This window comes from Flavobacterium sp. (genome assembly GCF_036741995.1).
Lineage (GTDB): Bacteria > Bacteroidota > Bacteroidia > Flavobacteriales > Flavobacteriaceae > Flavobacterium.
The window spans coordinates 12,028-33,718 of sequence record NZ_DAINRG010000011.1 but is presented as its reverse complement, the minus strand read 5'-3'; the positions used below and the strand labels follow the sequence as shown (position 1 = coordinate 33,718).

The window sequence follows — 21,691 nt, the reverse complement described above, 5'->3', positions numbered from 1 at the left end:
TCATGAAAAGTTTGTTATTCAGAATAGGACTATTCACGGCATTGTTATTTTTGGTTACGAATTGTTCGTCCACCAAGAATAAGAGTACCGCTATAGTTTTGCCCAAAGCTGAAATAGCAGCAGATGAAGAAATCTACATTCCTCACATCAAATCCGACCGGAAAAACTTTTTTCCCGAAACCGATGCCGAAACCCATTGGGTAGACAGCATTTACAACCAAATGACTTTTGATGAAAAAGTAGGCCAATTGTTCATGGTGGCCGCTTATTCCAATAAAGATACCATTCACACCAATGCGGTTGAAAAACTGGTTCGCGTTTACAAAATAGGCGGCTTAATTTTCTTTCAGGGTGGCCCGATGCGTCAGGCTCGTTTGACCAATTTGTACCAATCGAAAGCCAAAGTGCCTTTGTTTATTGGTATTGATGCCGAATGGGGTCTGAGCATGCGTTTAGATTCTACTTTCCGTTATCCTTTCAATATGACATTGGGCGCTATCAAAGATTTGAAATTGATAGAAAAGGTTGGGGTCAGTTTGGCGAAAGAAAGCAAACGAATGGGAGTGCAATTCAATTTTGCGCCTGTTTTAGATATCAATACCAATCCGAAAAACCCCATTATTGGTTACCGTTCTTTTGGCGAAAATAAAGTCAATGTAACTGAACACGCCATTGCGCTAATGAAAGGAACGCAAAGCCAGGGCATTTTTGCCACCGGAAAACATTTCCCCGGACATGGTGACACTTCTGCAGATTCGCACAGCACTTTGCCTTTGGTCACGGCTTCGTTAGATCATATTGAGAAAGTAGAGTTGTATCCTTATAAACGCATGTTTGATGAAGGTTTGGTTTCTGTAATGGTAGCGCATTTGAATGTGCCGAGTTTGGAGCCAAGAGAAGGCTATCCGACTTCCATTTCGCATCATGTGGTAACTGATTTGCTTAAAAACGAATTGGGTTTTGACGGTTTGATTTTTACTGATGCCCTGAATATGAAAGGCGCCAGCAATTTCAAAAAGCCCGGCGATATTGATTTAGAAGCCTTTTTGGCTGGAAATGATATTTTGCTTTTTGCCGAAAATGTCCCGTTAGCCGCCGAAAAAATCTGTATTGCTTATCAGGACAGTTTGATTTCGGACGCCAGATTAGCGGAGTCAGTGAAGAAGATTTTGCATTACAAATTCAAAGCCGGACTCAACAAATACAAACCTATTGAAGGAATCAATCTATATAACGATCTGAATCCAATCAGTAATGATGGCTTGCAATATGAGTTGTATGAAAATGCGGTTACGGTGGTCAAAAATGACGAAGCGGTTTTACCAATTAAAAACCTGAATCAAAAAATTGCTTATGTCAAAATGGGCGATGATACCAATACAACTTTTGTAACTACTTTAAAAAAATATACTGAAGTCACCGAAGTTTCGGAGACTAATATTGATACGTTGATGACCAAATTGACGGATTATCAAACCGTAATCATCGGCTATCATAAATCGGATAAAACCTGGTGGAAAGCACCCGAACTCTCGGATGCAGAATTGCAAATGATTGATAGAATTGCTTCCCAAAAGAAAGTAATTTTAGACTGTTTTGCCAAACCGTATGTGCTTTCTAAAATTCAAAATTTTGATGCCATCAAAGGGTTGGTTGTTTCTTATCAAAATGGCGATATTGCTCAGGAAGTTTCGGCTGAATTGCTTTTTGGCGCAATTGCATCCAAAGGAAAACTACCGGTTTCTATTAATGGTTCGTTCAAAGTGGGAGATGGTTTAGAAACCGAAAAGCTCAACCGCTTAGGATTCACATCGCCCGAAAATGTTGGCATGAGTTCCGAAAAACTGAAGCAAATTGAAACTTTAGCCCAAAAAGCCATTGACGGTAAAATGGCGCCCGGTATGCAAATTCTAGTTGCGAGAAAAGGCAAAGTCATTTACCAAAAATCCTTTGGTACACAAACCTATGACGGTACGGTCAAAGTAAAAAACACGGATTTATACGATGTAGCTTCCTTGACCAAAATGGTAGCCACATTGCCAAATGTCATGCAGGTGTATGACCAAAAGAAAGTGACTCTGGAAACCACTTTGGGACAAATGTTACCAATGTTCAAAGGGTCCAATAAGCAGCAAATTACATTTAAAGAATTACTGTCGCATTATGGCAGAATGCAGGCTTGGATTCCGTTTTACAAAGCCACATTGGATTCGGCTAAAATGCCAATGGAGAAATACTATCGCAAAGTTTATACGGAAGGCTTTACCAAAAGAGTTTCCGACAGTTTGTTCCTGCGCGATGATTACCATGATACTATCATGAAGAAGATTATCAACAGTCCGCTGATTGAGAAAAAAGAATACCGTTACAGCGATTTCACCTTTATCATTCTGAAACAATATTTGGAAAAAATCACGGGGAAAAAGTTAGATGATTTGGCGGCTGATAATTTCTATAAAGCATTAGGAATGAACAATACGTTGTATAATCCTTTGAAGAAATTTGATAAAAGCGTTATTGCACCAACAGAAATCGATACCTATTTCCGCCACACCACGGTGCAAGGGTATGTTCACGATATGGAAGCGGCGATGGAAGATGGAGTAGGCGGTCACGCCGGTATTTTTTCGAATGCTATGGATGTGGCTAAAATGATGCAGATGTATCTCCAAAAAGGCAATTACGGCGGGCAGCAATATTTCTCAGAAGCTACGTTTACCGATTTCAACACCTGCTGGTTTTGTGCTGAAGGCAACCGTCGTGGCTTAGGATTTGACAAACCTCAAATTAGTGGCGGCGGCCCTACTTGTGGTTGCGTTTCGATGGCGAGTTTTGGACATACCGGTTTTACAGGAACGATGGCTTGGGCTGATCCGGAAACCGATATTGTTTACGTTTTTCTTTCTAACCGAACTTACCCGGATTCTAATTTGCCAAATACACTTTCCAAAGAAAACATTCGCGAAGACATTCAAAAAGTGATTCAGGAAGCGATTATGGTGAAGTAGTTTACTTTCTGCTTAAAACTTCAGCAATAGCTTTTTCTAGCAAAGGTTCCATCACTTTATAGCCAGAGAGCATTGGATGAACCCCATCATCAGAGAACTTTTTATCAAGTCCTTTTTCGTCATTTACCATAGTTGCATAGTAATTTATATAAGTAAGGTTGTGCTTGTCGGCATAGGCTTTTATCAGGGCATTTAAGGCGATGATTTTATCGGCAGGTTTTAACTCGGTGCGCCACCAAAAAGCATTTGCCGGAAGCACGGAAGAAAGAACCACTTTGATTTTGTTAGCCTTTGCCAGCTCAGCCATTGAAATGATATTATCTAAGATAGCTTCCAAAGAAATAGGGCCGGTGTTTTCGGCAATATCATTAACTCCGGCCAGAATGACCACAACGGTTGGCTTCAGATTAATCACGTCTTGCCGAAACCGCAGCAGCATTTGTGGTGAGGTTTGTCCGCTGATGCCACGGTCTATGTAACCGGTTTTGGTAAAAAAATCCGGATCAGTTGTTTTCCAGAATTCGGTGATGGAGTCTCCCATCAAAACGATTCGTTTGGCATTGGACTGTTTTGCCGGAAGTGTTTTATTGGCTTCGGCGTATTTTTTTAAGTTGGGAAAATCCATCAAGGTTGTTTCATTTTGGCTATAAACAGTTACTTGTAAAAAGAGTAAAAAGAATCCAACGGTACTTTTCATTTTGATTGGGCTTTGTGCATTAGTCTTGCTAAAATACAATTTTACTTTTAAAGTTTATTAACACGCTACCAACCTATATTTTTCTTAAATTCGTAGCACTAAAAAAGTACTATGAAAATAGCCATTGTTTGCTATCCTACCTTTGGAGGAAGTGGTGTAGTAGCCACAGAGTTGGGTCTCGAATTAGCACATCGCGGGCATGAAATCCATTTTATTACGTATCGTCAGCCGGTGCGTTTAGCATTGCTGAATCCGAATGTACATTACCACGAAGTAAATGTTCCTGAATATCCTTTGTTTCATTATCAGCCTTATGAGTTGGCACTTTCGAGCAAACTGGTGGATATGGTGAAACTGTATAAAATAGAATTGTTGCATGTGCATTATGCCATTCCGCATGCGTATGCCGGTTACATGGCCAAGCAAATGTTGAAAAGTGAAGGGATTAACATTCCGATGGTGACAACGCTCCACGGAACCGATATTACTTTGGTGGGGAACCATCCGGTTTATAAGACGGCGGTAACTTTCAGCATCAACAAATCGGATATAGTGACTTCGGTTTCCCAAAGTTTAAAAGACGACACTTACAATCATTTCAATATCAAAAAAGACATTCATGTTATTCCCAATTTTATTGAATTGGACAAAAATAGAAATGAAAGTCTGATTTCCTGCCATCGTTCGGTTATGGCCAAAAAGGAGGAACGCATTGTTACGCATATCAGCAACTTCCGAAAAGTAAAACGCATTCCGGATATTATCAAGATCTTCTATAAAATTCAGGAAAAGATGCCGGCCAAGTTGATGATGGTAGGCGATGGCCCGGAAAAAGCCAGAGCGGAGCAGTTGTGCAGAGAATTGGGCATTGAGGACAAGGTTATTTTCTTTGGCAACAGTAATGAAATTGACCAGATATTATCGTATTCCGATTTGTTTTTATTGCCGTCAGAAACGGAAAGTTTTGGTTTAGCCGCATTGGAAGCCATGGCTTGGAGTGTTCCTGTCATATCCAGCAATTCAGGTGGTTTGCCAGAGGTAAACTTTGATGGTATTTCCGGTTATTTAAGCAATGTGGGTGATGTAGATAGTATGGCTGAAAACGCTTTGAAAATATTATCTGATGAAGCTACTTTGGCACAATTTAAGACTAATGCTTTAGGTGTAGCCAAACAATTTGATATCAAAAATATCCTGCCGTTATATGAAGAATTATACCATAAAGCCTTAAAAAATAAAGCAAAATGAGAAAAGTAATTGCCGGAGTTATAGTGTTGTTTTTAGTTTCCTGTTCTTCCAAAAAAGCAGTGAGCAAGCCGTTGTATGAAGTATTGACCGTTAATGATGATGGCGGCGCCAACATTAAGTTTTACGAAATCCTGACAGAACCCAAAGAAATCATGATGCTGTTGAGTGATGAAACTTTGAAGAAAAAAATAAAATCGAGCGATACTACTAATAGCAGCTTTGTCATTCTGAATGCCGGACCCACAAAGGAAACGTACAACAGAATCAAGATTGAAAAAGTAATAGAAACGCCCACACAAATAGAAGTCTATATCAAAGACACTCAAAAAAATATTCCTACGGATCAGTCAAATGAAGAGTCGTTATTTCCTTATACGATTCTCAAAATCAACTCGAAGAAACCGATAGTTATTAAATAAAAAAATCCCGAGAATTTCTCGGGATTTTTTTTACTATATAATTCGATTAGAATCTGTAACGAATGCCTAAAGCGATGTCTGGACCAAAGTTGTTTTCTCTGAATTGATTATCACCATTATTGTTTAAATACAATTCAGGTCTAAAATCTAAAGACAGTTGTAACGGCACTTCAGCAAAGTTATATTCGATACCAATGTCTCCGGCGGCCAATATAATAGTTCCGTTATCGTTGGCACCATTATAATCGTAGCTCCAGCTACCAATTCCACCACCAACACCTGCATACCAATTGAATCCTTTGTCAAGATCCCAAACCCATTGGTACAAACCAACTAGTTTATAAGCATCCACGTGTTTGCTGTTTCTCCAACCTAAGTCTAATTCTAAACGGTTGTTTTTAGACAGTCCTCTTTGATAGGATATTTCACCACCAAAACCATCGTTATCGCCTAAACGAAGTCCTAAGGCATTCTTCGAAAACTGTTGAGCCTGCGAGCTAAATGCTAATCCTACTAGCATAAAAGCACATAAAAATAATTTTTTCATAATTCTTGAATTAATTTTTGTTTAAAAATGTTTACTCTATAAAACTGTATTTGTAGTAACAATTCTATACAGACAAAGTTATAGCATTAGCTGAATAGTTTCTTACAGAATATTTATTAAAAGTTATAAAATTTCAATTTTAGCCAAAATAAATAATCTCAAAACAAATTTCGCCAAATACTATCAAAAAACTATATTTGTTTAAAACAATCTACTATGGCCGGAAATAGCTACGGAACACTTTTCAGACTGACCACTTTTGGCGAATCCCATGGCGATGCTCTAGGCGGAATTATTGATGGCTGCCCAGTTGGAGTAACGCTCGACATGGAAGCGATTCAAAAAGAAATGCAACGCAGAAAACCGGGACAGTCTTCTATTGTTACACAAAGAAAAGAAGAAGATGAAGTGCAATTCCTTTCCGGGATTTTTGAAGGGAAAACAACTGGAACGCCCATAGGTTTTATCATCCCGAATACCAATCAAAAGTCGGATGATTACTCTCATATAAAAGATTCGTACCGCCCAAGTCATGCCGATTATGTGTATGAGAAAAAATACGGCATTCGCGATTACCGCGGTGGTGGCCGAAGTTCGGCACGTGAAACCGCTTGCCGGGTGGTGGCTGGCGCAATTGCCAAACAAGTTTTGCCTACAATAAAAATCAATGCATTTGTGTCTTCGGTTGCCGATATTTTTATTGATAAACCCTATCAGGCTTTAGATTTCAATCTAATCGAAAGCAATGCCGTGCGTTGTCCTGATTTGGCCACAGCCGAAAAAATGGAAAATTACATCAAAGAAATTCGCAAGCAAGGAGATACTGTTGGCGGAACTATAACCTGTGTGTTGCAAAATGTTCCCATCGGGCTGGGCGAGCCGGTTTTTGATAAGTTGCATGCCGAATTAGGTAAAGCCATGCTTTCTATTAATGCCGTAAAAGGGTTTGAATTCGGCAGCGGATTTTGTGGTGCCCGAATGAAAGGCAGTGAACACAACGATTTATATAATGAAGATGGCACGACCAAGACAAATCTTTCCGGTGGAATTCAAGGCGGTATTTCTAACGGAATGGACATTTACTTTAGAGTAGCATTCAAACCTGTGGCCACTTTGATTCAGAAACAAGAAGTACTGACTAATCAAAACACAATAGTAGAGCAACAGGGAAAAGGAAGACACGATCCTTGTGTGGTGCCGAGGGCAGTGCCTATAGTGGAAGCTATGGCAGCCTTAGTATTAGCCGATTTCTATTTGATTAATAAAACATACCAAAAATAAATGAGTACCATCGAAGCGCCTAAAAAATCATTTCTTTCTAATCTTACGGTTCAAATTCTTATTGCCATGTTTGTTGGTGCTTTGTTGGGGATTTTTATTCACAACAATTATATAGAAGCTGATGCCAAAAATTTTAGTGATAAAATAAAAATGCTTGCGACCATCTTCATCCGATTGGTACAAATGATTATTTCACCATTAGTCTTTACGACCCTGGTTGTCGGGATTGCTAAGCTTGGAGATATTAAAGCGGTTGGTCGAATAGGCGGGAAGGCGTTGGGTTGGTTTTTCTCGGCCTCTTTTGTTTCTTTATTAATAGGAATGTTTTGGGTAAATACTTTGCAGCCCGGTGTTGGATTAAAATTGGGCAAAGTTGATTTAACCACTGCAGCAGATGTAACCGAAAAAACGGAAGGTTTTTCAGCTCAAAACTTTGTAGAACATATCATTCCCAAAAGTATAGTAGAGGCCATGGCCGGTAATGAAATTCTGCAAATAGTGATTTTCTCCATCTTTTTTGGATTAGCGGCCGCTTCTATTGGTGCCAGTGCCAAACCGGTTGTTACTGCTTTAGATAAAACATCGCATATCATTTTGAAAATGGTGAATTATGTAATGACTTTTGCGCCAATTGGTGTTTTTGGAGCCATAGCAGGTGTTTTTGCCATCAAAGATGTCAACGAGTTATTGGTGACTTATGCCAAGTTCTTTAGTTCTTTTTTGGTTGGAATTGGCTCATTGTGGTTGTTTTTATTAGTCATTGGGTACATTTTTCTGAAAAGCCATATGACAACCTTACTTAAGAGAATTGTCAGTCCATTGGTAATTGCTTTTGGAACCACAAGTAGTGAAGCTGTGTTTCCAAAATTGACTGAAGAATTAGAACGATTTGGAGTCAAAGATAAAATAGTTTCGTTTATGCTTCCTTTAGGGTATTCTTTTAATTTGGATGGTAGCATGATGTATATGACTTTTGCCAGTATTTTTATTGCTCAAGTCTATGGAATCCCTCTAGATATGGGAACTCAGATGACTATGTTATTAGTGTTAATGCTAACCAGTAAAGGAATTGCCGGTGTGCCCAGAGCCAGTTTAGTGGTGGTAGCCGCCACTTGTGGGATGTTCAAAATTCCGATAGAGGGTATTGCTTTGATTTTGCCTATAGATCATTTTTGTGATATGTTCAGAAGTGCCACCAATGTCTTAGGAAATGCAATTGCAACTTCTGTAGTTGGGAAATACGAAAAAGAATAATTTTTTTGAAAAATTATTTCTATATTTGGACTCCTTTTATTAATAAAAAAAATAACTTATTTATGAAAAAAATTACTTTATTGATGCTTTTGGTATTATCGGGTTTGAGTTTACAGGCTCAGTCGGATATTTATACCGTATTGCCAAATAACGGTGGAACGTCTCAAAATGGTCGTGCTCCACAAGGTGCCAGACCTGCAGGAAGAAGCGTTTGGATAATTACTGCAGATGAAATGGCTGCTTCAGGTTTTACAGCTGGATCTGTGGTTAATTCAATCGGATTTACCTATACAGCTGCTCAAAACATTACAACTACTGGAACTATAGTAGTGTACATGCAAAATACAGCCGATGTAACCAACACTAAGAGTACTACTTGGGCCACTGCCATTGCAGGAATGACCACTGTAAATAATTCGGCAGTTACTATTCCTAATGTAGTTGGTTCATTTGATATTCCATTTACCGGAGGTTCAACGTTTACCTATACTGGTGGTAGTTTGTATATTGCATTTGATTATCAAAATTTTTCTAATCCTATAGCTACTACCGCTAATACAGGATCATGTAATAACTCTTTGGCAGGAGGTTTGTTAGGTGCTATATCAGCAGCTGCAGCAACTACTCCTCCAGCAACTGTTGCCGCTTCCGCTTTCAGACCGGAAACTCGTCTTGGTAAAGCAGTAACTTGTGCCAGACCAACAAATCTTTCAACAACTAACCCTACTTTGACAAGTGTTGATGCAACATTTAATGTTACAGCTGGTGGTTCAGTTGAAATTGAATACGGAGATTTTGGCTTTACTCAGGGAACAGGAACTACCGTTACTAACATCACTAGTCCTTATACAATTTCTGGATTAACTTCTGGAACTGTTTACGATTACTACGTGAGAAAAGATTGTAGCGTTTCTGATCAAAGTGAATGGAGTGGTCCTTATTCTTTCAATACTGTTTTTGAAGCTATAGATCCTACTTACACAGAAAGTTTTGAGAACTTCATCTTACCATTTGTGGGTTGGTTAGCTGTTCCGGAAACAAGTGCTGACGGATGGTTTATCAATCAAGGATTGGCAGAAGATGGTGCATTTACAACTGCTTCAATTGCTCCAACAGCAGCAGCAGCAGATTCACGTATGTATTCAAGAGGTGTTAATCTTATTGCCGGTTCTGATGTTACGGTTGATTATTGGGTTAGAAATTATCTTTCAACCTCAACAAATGCAGCTAACTATGAATTAACTGCCGGTACAGCTAAGGATGTACCTTCACAAGTTATTCCAATCGCAAGTGAACCAGCATTTTCTGATATTACTTATGTAGAGAAAACGTTTACGTTTACAGCTCCTTCAACTGGAGTGTTTTATTTCTGCTTTCACAATATGTCACCGGCGAATGCTACCGGAGTACAAGCTTTATTGATGGATAACTTTGTGGTAACACAAGTATTGAAAAACAACGATTTCTTAGCCTCTAAATTAAATGTGTATCCAAATCCATCTAAGAATATTATTAATATTTCAAATGATGTAAATGCAGTTATCAATTCTGTGGAAATGACAGATATGAATGGTAGAGTGGTTAAAGCTCAAAATTTAAATGCTGCCAACGGACAAATTTCTATCAGCGATTTAGCTACAGGTGTTTATATGATGAAAATCAAAACAGACCAAGGTGTTGCTACTAAAAAAGTGGTAAAAGAATAATTTACAATATATCATACTAAAAAAGCCATCATTTTTGATGGCTTTTTTTATTGCAAAAATTTAGATTCAAGCTCTGGTGTCGGAAACATGCAAGTGTCTTTTTTTCCATACCATCTGTATCTGTTTTTAGCGATGTAGTCATAAATGTAATTTTGAATTGCTTTTGGCAACACGGTTAGTACACTCATTAGATTATAAAAACCTCCCAATTCTTTGGTGATTTTTAATACTGCCGAAGCTTTAGAATAGTAAGCTTTTCCCGGTTCGTATAAAATAAGACTATCTGCTTTTTTAGTATCAATTCCGATATGATTGATGATTTTTTGGCCCAATACTGATTGCAGGGCAACAAACCTGAAGCGGTCCATTTTGTCACGTTTTAGGATAAACTGAACCGAAGCATTACAAAGATTACACACTCCGTCAAAGAGAATTATTTTTTTGTCTTTTGGTAAATCATCAATTTCCATGGTTTTATTTTGCTTGGACAAATTCCAGTTCTTCCAAACTCACTTTAGAAGTAAAAATCCCGTAGTTCACTACCGCTTTATTCTTCTCAATCTTGTCTATAGTACCTATCGATTTTCCATCGATCATTCGAACGCGGTCGCCAATCTTTAAAGTCACTTTTGGCCTTTCTGCTTCCTGTTTCTGGGCTTTGATTTTCTTTTCTTTTTTGACTTTTCGAATCTCTTCTACTTTGACTTTGACTTCTTCAATGACCTTCTTCTGAATGACTTCTTTCTCTTTTATTTCTTTTACCGTGGCTTTTTTTCGTTTGGAGTTTTCGATTTCCACCATCTTTAAAAATTCACCGATTAAGATTTTCTTGTCTTTATTGTTAAAGTATTTCTCTGAAAGATCATCCACCTTTTGTCCCATATAGATTAGGCGCTGATTGGCATCGTAGAGCTCTTGGTAACGTTCCAGTTTTTCCTGAATCTTTCCGTTGATGGTTTCCATTTTTTTGCCTTCTTCCCGCGCTTTGCTTTCTTCTTCTTTTAGATTTTGAGAGGTTTTCTCCAGTTTGGAACGCTCTTTTTGAAGCGTGGCAATGGTTTTGTCAAAGCGTACTTTGCCGCCTTCAATTTTCTTCTTAGCCCGATTAATCAAACCGTACGGAATTCCATTTTTTTGTGCTACTTCAAAAGTGAACGAACTGCCCGCTTGTCCCAAAATCAGTTTGTACATTGGTTCCAAAGATTTTTCGTCAAAAAGCATATTGGCATTAGAAGCAAAAGGCAATTCATTCGCTAAAATTTTCAAATTAGAATAATGTGTCGTAATGATTCCAAAAGCTTCCCGATGATAGAATTCCTCCAAGAAAGTTTCTGCCAAAGCACCTCCTAATTCTGGGTCGGAACCTGTTCCGAATTCGTCAATCAGGAATAAGGTTTTAGCATTGCACTTCTTCAAAAAGTAATTCATATTCTTCAGGCGATAGCTGTAAGTGCTCAAATGATTTTCTATCGATTGATTGTCGCCAATGTCAGTCAGAATGCGGTCAAACAAAAAGGTTTCGCTGCGTTCGTGTACCGGAATCAATATGCCGCATTGGAGCATTAATTGCAATAATCCAACCGTTTTTAAGGATATTGTTTTTCCACCGGCATTCGGTCCCGAGATGACAATGATTCTGCTTTTATCGTTTAACTCAATAGTTTGCGGAAATGTCTTTTCTTTCTTTTCTGAATTATTTAAAAACAAAATAGGATGGAAGGCTTCCCTGAAATACAACCGTTTTTCTTCAATGATAGTTGGCAGAATGGCGTTGATTTTATTAGCGTATTTGGCTTTAGCAGCAATTACATCCACATCGCTCAGAAACTCCTGGTATTGCTTTAACAAGTCAATGTAAGGCCTGATTTCGTTGGATAACTTCTTTAATATTCTGGTAATTTCTTCCCGCTCTTCGTATTCCAGATTGTTCAATTCTCTGGAATAACGCAACGTGGCTTCGGGTTCAATATAAGCAATGCTTCCGGTTTTGGAACTGCCCAAAATGGAACCTTTCACTTTACGTCGGTACATCGCCATGACCGCTAAAACTCTACGGTTTTCCACGATGCTCTCTTTAATTTCATCTAAATAACCCAATGAATTGTATTGGCTCAATGCCTGTCCAAAACTCTGATTGACCTTGCCGCGAACCAAATTCATATCGCGGCGGATATTGATTAATTCCGGGGAAGCATTGTCTTTGATTTCTCCGTATTTATCAACGACTTCGTCAATTTTTTGGATGATGAATTTAGTGTATTCCACCTGCGTGGCTTTTCCGTTGAGTTTTGGATAATAGTCGTGGAATTTTTTCAGGAACAGTAACAGCACATTCACCGTTTCCGAAAGAGTCGCTATTTTTCGGAACGCACTCACTTCGAGAAAACTGTCTTCAATGGCCAGGAATTTGATATCGTTCGAAATGTTCTCAAATCCGTGATTGGGAATGGCATTATTATTCGTGAAAGAAGATAGGTATTCCGAGGTTTGCACCAAAGCTTCCATTAGTGTTTTCTTGTCTTTAAACGGAACGATTTGCAGCGCTTTTTGCTTGCCAATTTCCGTGTTGCATCGCTCAGAAATGGTTTGCAAAACGGTAGTAAATTCTAAATCCTGTAATGTTTTATCTGTAATCGCAATCATTAAATCAATGTCTTTGGCTCAAAGTTACAAAGGATAAAATCCATATTGCAACAGAAAATAGTATTTTTGATAAAATTTTAAAAGATGGTTGTCAAAATAGATTCTTCGTGGCATAATGTGCTTTCTGCCGAGTTTGAAAAACCTTATTTTCAGCAGTTGATTTCCTTTGTGAAAAACGAATATGCTACCAGAACCTGCTTTCCAAAAGGCACTCAGATTTTCTCAGCTTTTGATCATTGTACGTTTGAGAATGTGAAAGTGGTTATCATTGGTCAGGATCCGTATCATGGTTTGGGGCAGGCTAATGGGTTGTGTTTTTCGGTGAATGACGGCATTGCTTTTCCGCCTTCGTTGCTTAATATCTTTAAAGAAATACAAACCGATTTGAAACTTCCTTTTCCAAAATCGGGCAATTTGGAGCGTTGGGCTGACCAAGGTGTTTTGTTGCTCAATGCTACACTAACGGTTCGGGAAAGCGAAGCCGGAAGCCATCAAAACCAAGGCTGGGAACTATTTACCGATGCTGTGATTCAAAAAATTTCGGAAGAAAAAGAAAACGTAGTATTTCTGCTTTGGGGAGGTTTTGCCAAAAAGAAAGGCGCCAAGATTGACCGCAGCAAACATCATGTTTTGGAAACCGGCCACCCATCGCCACTCAGCGCCAATCGCGGATTGTGGTTTGGCAACAGTCATTTCAGTAAAACCAATTCGTATCTGAAAAACTTAGGGAAAGCCGAAATTGAATGGTAACAAAAAATCCATTGCTTTTGACAATGGATTGCTGTTTGTTTATTTTCTGAAATCTAATTTACATTAAAATAATAATAACCGGCTGAGTCTACATTAGTAACCAGAGAATTGATATTTAAAATCAAACGGGCTGCCGGACTCAGCGAGCGCAATTCAACCGAATTACTCGAGCTACTGTTGTAACCATAACTCAAACGATAGCTTCCTGCAGCTGATAATGGAAATCCAACTCTGTATTCATAGGTTTCATCAACGTCATTGTATTCGCATAAACCATAAACATAAGCGCCGTTTTGCGCATTGCCTTTTACAATGTTTAATTGACTCTCGTCAACGGTAACTACTTCCCATGTTGAAGCATCTATTTGTTTTTCTATGATATAGGAAAAGGCAAATTCGGCAGCTCCGGTGGTTTTAAACAGATCCAGCGGTTTTCCGTTTTCATTTTGAAATCTTGAGAAATCGGCGTTGACATATAATTTTTCACCAACGGTATATTGCGCCGGATGTGTATCAATAGTTACTAAATTGGGAATATCAACAAAAACATTATTGTAGAATCCGTCGTCATTAGTATCACAATTGGAAACTAAAAAAGCAATCGAAATAAGCAGGATATAGTGTAGTTTTTTCATAGTCTATGTATTAAAATCGGTAACCTAAATTGATGCCCACTCTTGAAATCACGTCGGGACTTTTTGCTTTATTGGTAAGGTTGGAGCCAAAACCTACGATGAATTCCAAAGCAATAGCATCTTTAAAATACATTTTGTATCCTAAACTTCCGCCCAAAGCAAAATCGGTATATTTTGATTTTTGCGTAGTGTAATAGCCAATTCCGTTTTCATCGGTCAGCCGGATGATTTCTTTGTAATCGCCACCATTATAGGAGCCAAAGACTTCGGCAAAATAATACCTCGCTTTACTTTTGGACAGTGCATACCGCACATATGGATTGAATTCAAATTTAGGTACGTTGTTGCGATAGCCGTTGTCAAAATCATCATTGAGTTTATTGCTATTCGAAAAATTCACATTAAATCCGGTAGAAAAATCTCCGTCAAAAAAGCGCTCGTAACTCAAACTGGCTTTGGTAGAAACAATCGCAGATAAAATATCCACACGAAATTCATTCTTTTTACCGGCAATGATTGAGTTTTGTTGTGCCTGCGACGCCAGTGAAAACAGCAGCAATAGACCTAATAGTTTTTTCATCAAAAGGATAGTTTAATTTGAAACGAATATAGTAAATAAAACTTTCAGTAAAAGTAAATTCAGCGGAAGAAATTAATCCAAGGTCAAGGCTCCTAATATTTCTTCGTGCATAAAAGGACCGCCCGGATATTTAGCGGTATAATCCAGATTCAGCCAAATATTACCGCGTTCATCGATGTGATAATGAATGGGTTTTCCTTTGCTTTCTTCCGGAAACAAGACTTTTTTAATGGCGTAATTCATGCGTTCCAAATCCTTTTTGGTGCCAATGTACAGCTCGGGATAAATGTGTCCTTTGGTGTGAATTAATCGGGTAGTGCCGCCAATAGATTTGATGCAGGCTGCCATTAACACGGAATGATCATCGCAATCACCGGAAAGATATTGTAACGATTCGGTGGCGCTGGCTATATAATCGTGGCCTTTGGGATCGCTGACATAGTTCCAGCGGGTGTTGATTTCTTTGAAAACAGCAAACGATTGAATGAGTGTCCAATCATTATAGTAACCTTTCACATGCTTGAAATGTTTGTTGATGGCCATAATGGCAAAGTCCCGCACTTTGGGGTTTTGATATTCGACGGCGTCTAAAATTTTGGATTTATTGGGAAAGGGCAAAAGTTTAGTAATAATGATATCCTGTGGATATGGATCATCATTCATAGTGTATATCATGGAACGGTAATCTTCAAAAACGCTTTGAAAACCATAGTTACTGAACAGACTTCCATAACCGAGCATTATAAAATAGAGGATGACCGATATTAAAGTTACTCTCCTTAAGGCTCTTAAAATAAGTTGTATGGCAAAAAGAATTAATAGAAATAAAAGAATTCTATCCACATGATGCGCCCAATCAAACGTGATAAAATTGTGATGAGCAATGATAAAAATGGGAATGGTGATTAAGATATTCAAGGCAAAAATGATAATCAAATCCCAAGGACGTTTGATCCTGAATTTTTCCTGAAGTTGCTGATAAGTAAGCTTTCCTAATTTTATCATGTTGCCAATGGTAAAAGCTAAACGCTTTTTACTATTTCAGCAAAAGTACCTTTTTTATCTATAATTTTTAGGTCAAACAATTGATTTTGAATTTTGTTTAACACTTTTTCTTCCAGTGGTTTTTGCGACCATTTGGTCACCGATAACCATTCCTGAATGTCTTCTGTCTTTTGATGGAATTTAGATGCTAAAGTTCTGTCAATACTTGGGATATCTTTGAATTCAGCGGTAGTATTGTTGATGATGTCAAGGATTAAATCCACAGTTTGATAGTTGTTTTCCAAAAACTCATTTCTCACGGCAATTACAAAACAGGGCCAAGGCGTTGGACAATCAGCAACACGACGAAAAACACCTTTATCCACTAACGGTTTGGTCATAAAACGTTCCCACATAAAGTAATCAGCAGTGCCATTGGTCAAGGCTTCTACTGCACCGTCTATGGTATTTACAATTTCAAATTGCAGCTTTTCAGTATTCCAGTTTTGATTCTGAGCATTGATATACGCCATCAAATGAGACCCGGAACCATAGCGCGAAATGGCTACTTTGGTATTTTCCAAATCGGTTAAGGTTTGATAATTGGAATTGGCTCCAACGTGTATGCCCCATATCAGTGGACTTTCTACATACACCTGTACGATGGAACTGGGGTTGCCGCCAACGATGTCTTTTACAATACCTTCGGTCAAAATCACGGCGATATCGGTTTCCCCATCGCGAAGCATTTGGCACATTTTGCCGGTGCCTTCCGGTACATCTGTCCATTGTAAATCAATCCCTGCTTGGTCAAATTCACTGTTTTCAATGCAAAGATGCCAAGGCAGGTTGAAATGTTCGGGAACGCCGGCTATTTTTACTGTTTTCATTTGGATAGTGTATTGTTGTCTAATTCATACCAATAGCACGGAATGCCACTGTGTAAATATTGGTTCTTTTGGTGGAAACCTAGTTTTTGGATTATCTTGTTAGAACCCACATTATGAATGTGTGCCATGGCATAGAGCGTTGGCATTTTTATTTCTTGGAAAGCGTAATCCACCCAGGCTTTGGCAGCTTCAGAAGCATAGCCTTTTCCCCAATGTTTTTCCTGTAAGCGGTAACCGACATCATAAAAATTAACATGGTCGTTTTCCTCTTCAGTGACTAGTTTTAAGCCGGCCCAACCGATAACTTCCTGTGTGTCTATTAGCTCAACAATAAAGCGTCCGATACCATTTTTGCTGTATTGGTTTCTCACGCTTTCAATATAAACATAACATTGGTCAATGGAAGTCAGTGGATTGTTGCCCAAATACAAATGCACGTTTGGATTGCTGTCTAAGGCAAACATAGCTTCAGCATCTGAAAGCTCAAAAGGTCTTAATAGTAAGCGTTCGGTTTTGATAACCAAATTCATGATTTATTCTGCTAGTTTTTCTAATGTATAGGCAATCAATTCATCCACCGCTTTGTAGGGGTCTGCGCTAAAAGTTCCGGTAGCTCTGTTGGCAATGATAGCATTTAATGACAAACAATTGTGTCCTAATAATTTGCCTAAACCATAAATAGCAGCTGTTTCCATTTCTAAGTTGGTCATTCGGGTACCATTGAAATTGAAGTTGTCCATCTTAGTATTCAAACTTGGATCTTGAATTTCCAAACGCAATACACGCCCTTGTGGGCCGTAGAAACCACCGGCTGTTCCGGTGAAACCTTTGTGCATTTTGTTGCTTTCAATTCTTTTTTCTAAAGTTTCTGAACAGGCAATTACATACGGTTGTCCTTTTCGCAAATCCCAATCGGTTTGTTTGATAAAAGCTTCTTCGATGTCTTTTTCCGAAATGCTGTCAATCAAATAGGAGCGAAGCATGTTGTCTAAGCCCACCGCATATTGACTCATCACAAAACTGTCACACGGAATGTCTTTCTGCAGCGAACCCGAAGTTCCGATGCGAATGATGTTTAGCTTTGTTAGATTTTCTTTGGGTTGACGTGTTTCTAAATCGATGTTGACTAAAGCATCCAATTCGTTCATCACGATGTCAATATTGTCAGGTCCGATTCCGGTTGACATTACGGTCATTTTTTTGCCTTTGAAATAGCCGGTTTGGGTTTTGAATTCACGCTTTTGAGTGGAGAATTCCACACTGTCGAAAAACTGTGTTATTTTTTCAACTCTATTTTGGTCACCCACAAAAATGATGTCGTGAGCGATATGTTCTGGTTTGAGATTTAAATGATAGACGCTACCGTCCGGGTTTAAAATTAATTCTGATGATTGTATCATTGCTGTAATTTGATTATCTGTTAATTAGGTTATTCGTTTAGTATATCAACCGCCAACGCGTTTGGTTTTAAAGCCTTTGGCTGTTAGAAGATTCATTATTTTATCGCGGTAATCGCCCTGAATGATTATGGCTCCGTCTTTAAACGTTCCGCCTACACTGAGTTTGGTTTTTATTTCTTTGGCTAAGACTTTAAAATCTTCATCGCTGCCTTCATAGCCTTCGATGATGGTAGTGGCTTTGCCCTTTCGTTTTTCATATTTGCAAATCATCGGTTCTTTTTGGATAAAAAGTTCGTGATGACTTTCTGTTGAAATGGCTTTGGGCTCAGTCGATTCCTGATGGTCTGGGAAAAGTTTTTTTAGTTGTTCTTGTAAGTCCATTATAATTTATAAAAAATCAAAAAAGACATCAAGTATAAAACTCAATGTCTTTAATAAAATTATTGAATTAACCTTTACTTTTTCAGTCCTAGTTCTACTAATCTTTCGTCAAGGTATTCTCCTGCAGTAATGTCTTCAAATCCTTTTGGATGATTGGCATCAATACATTTCTCTAAACAATTTAGTGGCATATCGCTCACTGGATGCATAAAGAACGGAATAGAAAAACGGGAAGTACCCCATAATTCTCTGGGCGGGTTTACCACTTGGTGGATAGTAGATTTCAATTTGTTGTTGGTATGACGTGCTAGCATGTCACCCACATTAATCATCAACTCGTCTGGTTGTGCGATTGCATCAATCCAGTCGCCGTCGTGATTTTGTACCTGTAATCCTTTACCTTGAGCGCCCATCAAAAGGGTGATCAAATTGATGTCGCCATGAGCGGCAGCACGAACGGCCCCGTCTTTTGGTTCGTCAGTAATAGGTGGGTAATGAATTGGTCTTAAGATACTATTACCGTCTTTGATATAGTTATCAAAATAAAATTCATCCAAACCAATAAACAATGCCAAAGCTCTTAATACATAAACACCTGTTTTTTCAAGCATTCTGTAAGCTTCTTTACCTACTTCGTTGAAGTGTGGCAATTCAGACACGGTTACGTTGTCTGGGTATTCGCTGGCGTATTTAGAACCCTCGCTAACGTATTGTCCAAAATGCCAAAATTCTTTTAGGTCACCGGCCGAACGTCCTTTGGCATGTTCTTTTCCAAAAGATACATAACCACGTTGTCCGCCAATACCCGGAATTTCGTATTTTGCTTTGGTTTCCAAAGGAAGACTAAAGAAGTTGCGCACTTCTGAATATAAATCTCCTACCAATTTGTCATCTAAAAAATGACCTTTTAACGCTACGAAGCCAATGTCCTCATAAGCTCTTCCGATTTCATTTACAAATTTTTGTTTACGTGCCGGATTGTCCGACAGGAAATCACGTAAGTCAACACTAGGAATTTGTTGCATACTAAAACTTTTTTGTTAATAACTTTAATTGGAAAAATTCCAATCATAACTACAAATGTAACGATTTTTTAAATATAAAAAATCAAAGTTATTAACAATTGTGCAAGCTGTTCTATATAGAAACCGACTGATACCAAGCTACTTGTTTTCTTTTTTCTTTTCTCTATTTTCTAATGGCTATTTTTAAAACTCTTATTAAATAACTAAACACTTTTTAGTACTTTTGGGCGACTTTATAATACAGCAAACCAACATGAATTTCGACAGAAAAGAATTATCCAATACGCAACTATTAGATTTATATAAAAGACTGCTTAAACCCAGATTGATAGAAGAAAAAATGCTTATCCTGCTGCGACAGGGGAAAGTGTCTAAATGGTTTTCAGGAATTGGGCAGGAAGCTATCTCCGTAGGGATTACAGCTGCCTTAGACAAAGATGAATACATCCTGCCGATGCACCGAAACTTAGGCGTGTTTACCGGAAGAGACATTCCATTACACCGTTTGTTTTCGCAATGGCAAGGCAAGAAGACCGGTTTTACCAAAGGACGCGATCGCTCCTTTCACTTTGGTACTCAGGAATTTAAAATCATAGGGATGATATCGCATTTAGGTCCCCAATTGGGAGTTGCTGATGGAATTGCCTTAGCCAATAAACTCAAAAACAATGGTAAAGTAACGGCAGTATTCACCGGCGAAGGTGCTACTTCAGAAGGTGACTTTCACGAAGCATTGAATATTGCTTCGGTTTGGGATTTACCGGTGTTATTTGTTATTGAAAACAATGGGTACGGTTTATCAACACCTACCAATGAACAATACCGTTGTGAGAACTTAGCCGATAAAGGTAAAGGGTATGGCATGGAAAGTCACATCATTGACGGGAATAATATTTTAGAGGTCTTTACCAAAATAGCCGAACTGAAAGCTTCGATGACGGATAATCCAAGACCGGTGTTATTGGAGTTTAAAACCTTCCGTATGCGTGGGCACGAAGAGGCAAGCGGTACCAAATATGTCCCACAGGAATTAATGGACGAATGGGCTATCAAAGACCCCATTTCGAATTATAGAGAGTATTTGCTTCGCGTTAGTGTACTATCCGAAGAAGAAGATGAAAAGATCAAGAAAAACATCAAAGCCGAAATAGATGAGCATTGGGCAATCACCCAAGCTGAACCGGATGTAGTGGCAGACTTGCAGGAAGAGTTAAACGATATGTACAAAGCATACGACTTTGAAGCTATTTCTCACGGGGAAACCGTTGAGAATATTCGTGTCGTGGACGCTATCTCCAATGCTCTTCGTCAATCGATGGAGCGTCATGATAACTTAGTTATTATGGGTCAGGATATTGCCGAATATGGAGGAGCCTTTAAAATTACGGATGGCTTTGTGGCGCAGTTTGGTAAAGACAGAGTCCGCAACACACCAATTTGCGAAAGCGCCGTGGTTTCTGCCGGAATGGGCTTGTCTATCAACGGGCACAAAGCGGTGGTAGAAATGCAGTTTGCCGATTTCGTATCAACAGGGTTTAACCCAATTGTAAACTTATTAGCCAAATCACACTACCGTTGGTTGGAGAATGCCGATGTGGTAGTTCGTATGCCTTGTGGTGGTGGTACGCAAGCGGGGCCGTTTCACTCGCAGACTAATGAGGCTTGGTTTACCAAAACTCCCGGTTTGAAAGTGGTATATCCTGCGTTTCCATATGATGCCAAAGGCTTATTAAATACTGCTATCAACGACCCTAATCCGGTGATGTATTTTGAACATAAACAATTGTACCGTAGCGTTTATCAGGACGTGCCATCGGATTATTATACTATTCCTTTTGGGAAAGCAGCACTTTTGAAAGAAGGAACTCAGGTAACCATAATTTCTTTTGGTGCTGGTGTGCATTGGGCGTTAGACACTTTGTCAAAACATCCTGAAATCAGTGCCGATTTAATTGATTTGCGTAGTTTGCAACCGCTCGATACTGAAGCTATTTTTGCCTCGGTTAAGAAAACCAACAAAGTAATTATTTTACAAGAAGACAGTTTGTTTGGAGGTATTGCCAGTGATATTTCTGCTATGATAATGGAACAATGTTTTGAGCATCTTGATGCACCGGTGCGCAGAGTTGGTAGTTTAGAAACCGCTATTCCTTTTGTAAAAGCGCTGGAAGACCAGTATTTGCCAAAAGAACGTTTTGAAAGCACTTTGCTGGAATTATTACAATATTAAAACCTTATACCCA

20 protein-coding genes are annotated in these 21,691 nt (G+C 38.7%); 8 read left to right on the top strand and 12 right to left on the bottom strand.

Translation table 11 applies throughout. The features are described from left to right. The first annotated feature begins 2 nt into the window (after window positions 1-2). A complete protein-coding gene (locus tag V7D82_RS05720; RefSeq protein ID WP_333600014.1) occupies window positions 3-3,008 on the top strand; it encodes a glycoside hydrolase family 3 N-terminal domain-containing protein in 3,006 nt (1,001 codons plus the stop codon). Window position 3,009: 1 nt separating this feature from the next. On the opposite strand, the gene V7D82_RS05715 is transcribed toward V7D82_RS05720, so the two are convergent. After that, the gene (locus V7D82_RS05715) at window positions 3,010-3,705 is read right to left on the bottom strand and encodes an SGNH/GDSL hydrolase family protein (protein WP_333600013.1); all 696 of its coding nucleotides are present in this window, start codon (window positions 3,703-3,705) and stop codon (window positions 3,010-3,012) included. Between the two features lie 111 nt (window positions 3,706-3,816). Here V7D82_RS05715 and bshA point away from each other — a divergent pair, with 111 nt between their 5' ends. Then, window positions 3,817-4,953, top strand: a complete 1,137-nt coding sequence (gene bshA / locus V7D82_RS05710; RefSeq protein ID WP_333600012.1) for an N-acetyl-alpha-D-glucosaminyl L-malate synthase BshA — start codon at window positions 3,817-3,819, stop codon at window positions 4,951-4,953. Then, a complete protein-coding gene (locus V7D82_RS05705; RefSeq protein ID WP_333600011.1) occupies window positions 4,950-5,372 on the top strand; it encodes a hypothetical protein in 423 nt (140 codons plus the stop codon). Before bshA ends, V7D82_RS05705 begins: the two co-directional genes overlap by 4 nt. Before the next feature lie 46 nt (window positions 5,373-5,418). Here V7D82_RS05705 and V7D82_RS05700 read toward each other — a convergent pair whose 3' ends face one another. Further along, entirely contained in the window at window positions 5,419-5,919 is a 501-nt protein-coding gene (locus V7D82_RS05700; RefSeq protein WP_333600010.1) for a hypothetical protein, read from the bottom strand. A 216-nt stretch (window positions 5,920-6,135) separates the two neighbouring features. On the opposite strand from V7D82_RS05700, the gene aroC reads away from it, so the two are divergent. The 3 genes from aroC to V7D82_RS05685 all read left to right on the top strand — a co-directional run bounded on the left by aroC (window position 6,136) and on the right by V7D82_RS05685 (window position 10,160). After that, complete coding sequence (gene aroC, locus V7D82_RS05695; protein WP_333600009.1) at window positions 6,136-7,200, top strand: chorismate synthase; 1,065 nt, start codon at window positions 6,136-6,138, stop codon at window positions 7,198-7,200. After that, window positions 7,201-8,454 (top strand): dicarboxylate/amino acid:cation symporter, encoded by a 1,254-nt coding sequence (locus tag V7D82_RS05690; protein WP_333600008.1) that lies wholly within the window; start codon window positions 7,201-7,203, stop codon window positions 8,452-8,454. It abuts the gene before it with no gap. A 62-nt stretch (window positions 8,455-8,516) separates the two neighbouring features. Beyond that, window positions 8,517-10,160, top strand: a complete 1,644-nt coding sequence (locus V7D82_RS05685; protein ID WP_333600007.1) for a T9SS type A sorting domain-containing protein — start codon at window positions 8,517-8,519, stop codon at window positions 10,158-10,160. Between the two features lie 47 nt (window positions 10,161-10,207). Here the strand turns inward: V7D82_RS05685 and V7D82_RS05680 are convergent, their stop codons facing one another. Then, entirely contained in the window at window positions 10,208-10,624 is a 417-nt protein-coding gene (locus V7D82_RS05680; RefSeq protein WP_333600043.1) for a thiol-disulfide oxidoreductase DCC family protein, read from the bottom strand. A gap of 10 nt (window positions 10,625-10,634) precedes the next feature. Beyond that, entirely contained in the window at window positions 10,635-12,803 is a 2,169-nt protein-coding gene (locus V7D82_RS05675; protein ID WP_333600006.1) for an endonuclease MutS2, read from the bottom strand. 84 nt (window positions 12,804-12,887) lie between these two features. Here V7D82_RS05675 and V7D82_RS05670 point away from each other — a divergent pair, with 84 nt between their 5' ends. Next, a complete protein-coding gene (locus V7D82_RS05670; protein WP_333600005.1) occupies window positions 12,888-13,553 on the top strand; it encodes a uracil-DNA glycosylase in 666 nt (221 codons plus the stop codon). A gap of 53 nt (window positions 13,554-13,606) precedes the next feature. Here V7D82_RS05670 and V7D82_RS05665 read toward each other — a convergent pair whose 3' ends face one another. The 8 genes from V7D82_RS05665 to V7D82_RS05630 form a co-directional block, all read right to left on the bottom strand. Continuing rightward, complete coding sequence (locus V7D82_RS05665; protein ID WP_333600004.1) at window positions 13,607-14,188, bottom strand: hypothetical protein; 582 nt, start codon at window positions 14,186-14,188, stop codon at window positions 13,607-13,609. Between the two features lie 10 nt (window positions 14,189-14,198). Then, entirely contained in the window at window positions 14,199-14,768 is a 570-nt protein-coding gene (locus V7D82_RS05660; protein WP_333600003.1) for a hypothetical protein, read from the bottom strand. 72 nt (window positions 14,769-14,840) lie between these two features. After that, window positions 14,841-15,773, bottom strand: a complete 933-nt coding sequence (locus tag V7D82_RS05655) for a transglutaminase (protein WP_333600002.1) — start codon at window positions 15,771-15,773, stop codon at window positions 14,841-14,843. Window positions 15,774-15,790: 17 nt separating this feature from the next. Further along, window positions 15,791-16,642 (bottom strand): substrate-binding domain-containing protein, encoded by an 852-nt coding sequence (locus V7D82_RS05650; protein ID WP_333600001.1) that lies wholly within the window; start codon window positions 16,640-16,642, stop codon window positions 15,791-15,793. Then, window positions 16,639-17,172, bottom strand: a complete 534-nt coding sequence (locus V7D82_RS05645; RefSeq protein WP_333600000.1) for a GNAT family N-acetyltransferase — start codon at window positions 17,170-17,172, stop codon at window positions 16,639-16,641. The genes V7D82_RS05650 and V7D82_RS05645 overlap by 4 nt, the downstream gene beginning before the upstream one ends. A gap of 3 nt (window positions 17,173-17,175) precedes the next feature. After that, window positions 17,176-18,042, bottom strand: coding sequence for a nucleoside phosphorylase (locus V7D82_RS05640; protein ID WP_333599999.1), 867 nt, complete (start codon window positions 18,040-18,042; stop codon window positions 17,176-17,178). Window positions 18,043-18,087: 45 nt separating this feature from the next. Next, window positions 18,088-18,423: a translation initiation factor gene (locus V7D82_RS05635; protein ID WP_333599998.1), complete on the bottom strand. Its 336-nt coding sequence runs from the start codon at window positions 18,421-18,423 to the stop codon at window positions 18,088-18,090. A gap of 74 nt (window positions 18,424-18,497) precedes the next feature. Beyond that, window positions 18,498-19,448 (bottom strand): isopenicillin N synthase family dioxygenase, encoded by a 951-nt coding sequence (locus tag V7D82_RS05630; RefSeq protein ID WP_333599997.1) that lies wholly within the window; start codon window positions 19,446-19,448, stop codon window positions 18,498-18,500. Window positions 19,449-19,701: 253 nt separating this feature from the next. On the opposite strand from V7D82_RS05630, the gene V7D82_RS05625 reads away from it, so the two are divergent. Beyond that, window positions 19,702-21,678 (top strand): alpha-ketoacid dehydrogenase subunit alpha/beta, encoded by a 1,977-nt coding sequence (locus tag V7D82_RS05625; RefSeq protein WP_333599996.1) that lies wholly within the window; start codon window positions 19,702-19,704, stop codon window positions 21,676-21,678. Window positions 21,679-21,691: the final 13 nt, after the last annotated feature.

Excerpts from the sequence above, each read along its gene's own strand:
- V7D82_RS05655 (WP_333600002.1), bottom strand. The coding sequence starts at position 15,773 with ATGATAAAATTAGGAAAGCTTACTTATCAGCAACTTCAGGAAAAATTC.
- V7D82_RS05645 (WP_333600000.1), bottom strand. The coding sequence starts at position 17,172 with ATGAATTTGGTTATCAAAACCGAACGCTTACTATTAAGACCTTTTGAG.
- V7D82_RS05635 (WP_333599998.1), bottom strand. The coding sequence starts at position 18,423 with ATGGACTTACAAGAACAACTAAAAAAACTTTTCCCAGACCATCAGGAA.
- V7D82_RS05720 (WP_333600014.1), top strand. The coding sequence starts at position 3 with ATGAAAAGTTTGTTATTCAGAATAGGACTATTCACGGCATTGTTATTT.
- V7D82_RS05675 (WP_333600006.1), bottom strand. The coding sequence starts at position 12,803 with ATGATTGCGATTACAGATAAAACATTACAGGATTTAGAATTTACTACC.
- V7D82_RS05690 (WP_333600008.1), top strand. The coding sequence starts at position 7,201 with ATGAGTACCATCGAAGCGCCTAAAAAATCATTTCTTTCTAATCTTACG.
- V7D82_RS05625 (WP_333599996.1), top strand. The coding sequence starts at position 19,702 with ATGAATTTCGACAGAAAAGAATTATCCAATACGCAACTATTAGATTTA.
- bshA (WP_333600012.1), top strand. The coding sequence starts at position 3,817 with ATGAAAATAGCCATTGTTTGCTATCCTACCTTTGGAGGAAGTGGTGTA.
- V7D82_RS05650 (WP_333600001.1), bottom strand. The coding sequence starts at position 16,642 with ATGAAAACAGTAAAAATAGCCGGCGTTCCCGAACATTTCAACCTGCCT.
- V7D82_RS05705 (WP_333600011.1), top strand. The coding sequence starts at position 4,950 with ATGAGAAAAGTAATTGCCGGAGTTATAGTGTTGTTTTTAGTTTCCTGT.
- V7D82_RS05700 (WP_333600010.1), bottom strand. The coding sequence starts at position 5,919 with ATGAAAAAATTATTTTTATGTGCTTTTATGCTAGTAGGATTAGCATTT.
- V7D82_RS05640 (WP_333599999.1), bottom strand. The coding sequence starts at position 18,042 with ATGATACAATCATCAGAATTAATTTTAAACCCGGACGGTAGCGTCTAT.
- V7D82_RS05670 (WP_333600005.1), top strand. The coding sequence starts at position 12,888 with ATGGTTGTCAAAATAGATTCTTCGTGGCATAATGTGCTTTCTGCCGAG.
- V7D82_RS05630 (WP_333599997.1), bottom strand. The coding sequence starts at position 19,448 with ATGCAACAAATTCCTAGTGTTGACTTACGTGATTTCCTGTCGGACAAT.
- V7D82_RS05715 (WP_333600013.1), bottom strand. The coding sequence starts at position 3,705 with ATGAAAAGTACCGTTGGATTCTTTTTACTCTTTTTACAAGTAACTGTT.
- V7D82_RS05685 (WP_333600007.1), top strand. The coding sequence starts at position 8,517 with ATGAAAAAAATTACTTTATTGATGCTTTTGGTATTATCGGGTTTGAGT.
- V7D82_RS05665 (WP_333600004.1), bottom strand. The coding sequence starts at position 14,188 with ATGAAAAAACTACACTATATCCTGCTTATTTCGATTGCTTTTTTAGTT.
- aroC (WP_333600009.1), top strand. The coding sequence starts at position 6,136 with ATGGCCGGAAATAGCTACGGAACACTTTTCAGACTGACCACTTTTGGC.
- V7D82_RS05660 (WP_333600003.1), bottom strand. The coding sequence starts at position 14,768 with ATGAAAAAACTATTAGGTCTATTGCTGCTGTTTTCACTGGCGTCGCAG.